This window comes from Bartonella sp. AP57NXGY (genome assembly GCF_042195805.1).
Lineage (GTDB): Bacteria > Pseudomonadota > Alphaproteobacteria > Rhizobiales > Rhizobiaceae > Bartonella.
Genome location: NZ_JBHIOZ010000215.1, coordinates 1 through 1,937, shown reverse-complemented (window position 1 = coordinate 1,937; position 1,937 = coordinate 1). Strand labels below are relative to the sequence as shown.

The following is a 1,937-nucleotide window of genomic DNA, read 5'->3' as shown; positions in this document are numbered from 1 at the left end:
GTTTTTCTCCGTTGCGTGATGAGTCCCCTTTTATCCAGAATTTGGCTGGTCAGGGCATCATTCGACCATTTATCAACCAAGGATATCATCCTGGTGGTATTGATATTGACCGTCGGCAGCATCCTATAGACACTAAAGGGCAAATACAAAATACATTATGGGTGGTCGGTAATCCAGTAGAGGGGCCCAATTTTTATACATATATTTTGCCTAGGCCTTTAGTTAATTCTCGTGCACTGCGGGATGCAGGGCGCTGTGTCACTGACATGTACGAGCAGCTTCTTAATCGCTACTCAGTCAAAGATTCAACAATTAATGTACATTGATGATGTAAAAAGCTTCCTGATACGCATGTCCTCCGTATCCGTTATAATGGCGATGCTGATGCTATTCATTTTTCTTATGTCTATCTCAATAAGAACTTGGTTTCTTATTCCATTGGCTGGAGTGACTGTTTTCGGTTATTTGCTTTTGACGATACCATACTGGTGGTTGAAGGGGAATGCACGCAGTGGTGTGTTCATCCTGTTGGCTTGTGCTTTAGTGCTGATATGGCGTTGGCACTTGCCTGATGTTCGTACTGTGCTTGTGCGTTTTACTGATGTCTTTTGGCTATTACTCGCCATGGGATTGTTGCGCCATGTGATGAATACATGGCGTATTTCAGAATTTCTCTCTGAACGGTTGATGCGCTATGGAAAGGGTTCGCTTACCCTGTCCATCGCGATACTGACTGCGTTTTTAGCTTGGCCGATGAGTTTGGGGGTTATCCCCCTAATGATTGATGCCTTGAAAAAAAGTGTTTTTCCCTCTCGCCATTTGGCCGCTATTGTGATGCGAATGATGAGCATCACGATGGTACTGATGCCGACCAGCATCGGTGCAGCAACAGTTTTCGCTGCTATGCCTAGAGAACACCAATATTCACATCCGCTGCTTTGGGGATACCACTTTTTCTATTCAGTCTGTTGTTGTTGTGCCTTTCTCCTGTTGTACCGCTAGCTAACCCGATTATTTGCGATGAGAGAAGAGCGAATAAAGAAGGAGAGAGAGTAAGAATTTGGATTTTTTTGATATTTTTCTGGCTAATATTTATCGTTGCGTTGACAGTTATTAGGTTGAATGCACTAGAAAGCATTGCATTGACGGCGAGCATTCTATACCTCATTGAGCGTGGGAGTTCACGCAGTATTGATTTTTTGACTCCTTTGGTGGCAGTGATACGCAGTATATCCAGTGAAATTATGTTGTTGCTAGGTTGTAGTCTGCTAATATCTACTTGTGATTTGCTTATTCCTTTGTTGCCGGTGACGTTTAGTCACTCATTGGCATCACTCTCTGTTTGGCAGCGTTATGCCTGTATTCTCTTTGTATTGCCAATTTTCAGTGTAGTAGGAATTCACCCTATGGTGCTATTTAGTTTGGCATTTCCCTTACTAGGGTCATCGATGGCTTATGGGGTTACGGATTATTTGGTTTGGATTTGCTTCTTTATTGCAGCTCAACTCCTTTCTCCTGTATCAATAAATGCTATTTTTGCTTCCAGTAGCCTGCATATTTCACCGGTGGATACGAGCTTTAAAATGCATAGTTATTATGTATTAATATTTAATCTTTTTGCGTTCATTTATTTGAGCTTTTTTATTCAATATTTGTAAATTGTGGAGATCTTATGCCTTACATAAATATTAAAATTACTAATGAAGGGGTTACCTCTGAACAGAAACGGCAACTAATAGAAGGGGCAACTCAATTATTAGTTAATATTCTGAATAAAAATCCGAAAACGACTGTTGTCGTGATTGATGAAGTGGAGACAGACAATTGGGGTATTGGTGGTGTCCCCATTACAGAATTAAGAAAAGCTCAAAATAAAGAATAACTCTGTGTATTTGACAATAATTTAAGGTCAATAGGGTTAATCAATGTAAAAAATC

3 protein-coding genes and 1 pseudogene are annotated in these 1,937 nt (G+C 40.5%); all 4 read left to right on the top strand.

Annotated elements, in window-relative coordinates:
• A pseudogene (locus ACFIL8_RS09620) lies at positions 1 to 326 on the top strand (hypothetical protein); the annotation flags it as partial.
• Positions 327 to 378: 52 nt separating this feature from the next.
• Positions 379 to 1,002, top strand: a complete 624-nt coding sequence (locus ACFIL8_RS09615; protein WP_375689590.1) for a hypothetical protein — start codon at positions 379 to 381, stop codon at positions 1,000 to 1,002.
• On the top strand, positions 975 to 1,658 hold the full coding sequence (locus ACFIL8_RS09610) for a hypothetical protein (protein WP_375689588.1): 684 nt from the start codon (positions 975 to 977) through the stop codon (positions 1,656 to 1,658). The genes ACFIL8_RS09615 and ACFIL8_RS09610 overlap by 28 nt, the downstream gene beginning before the upstream one ends.
• Positions 1,659 to 1,672: 14 nt before the next feature.
• A complete protein-coding gene (locus ACFIL8_RS09605) occupies positions 1,673 to 1,882 on the top strand; it encodes a 2-hydroxymuconate tautomerase family protein (RefSeq protein WP_375607418.1) in 210 nt (69 codons plus the stop codon).
• Positions 1,883 to 1,937 lie beyond the last annotated feature (55 nt).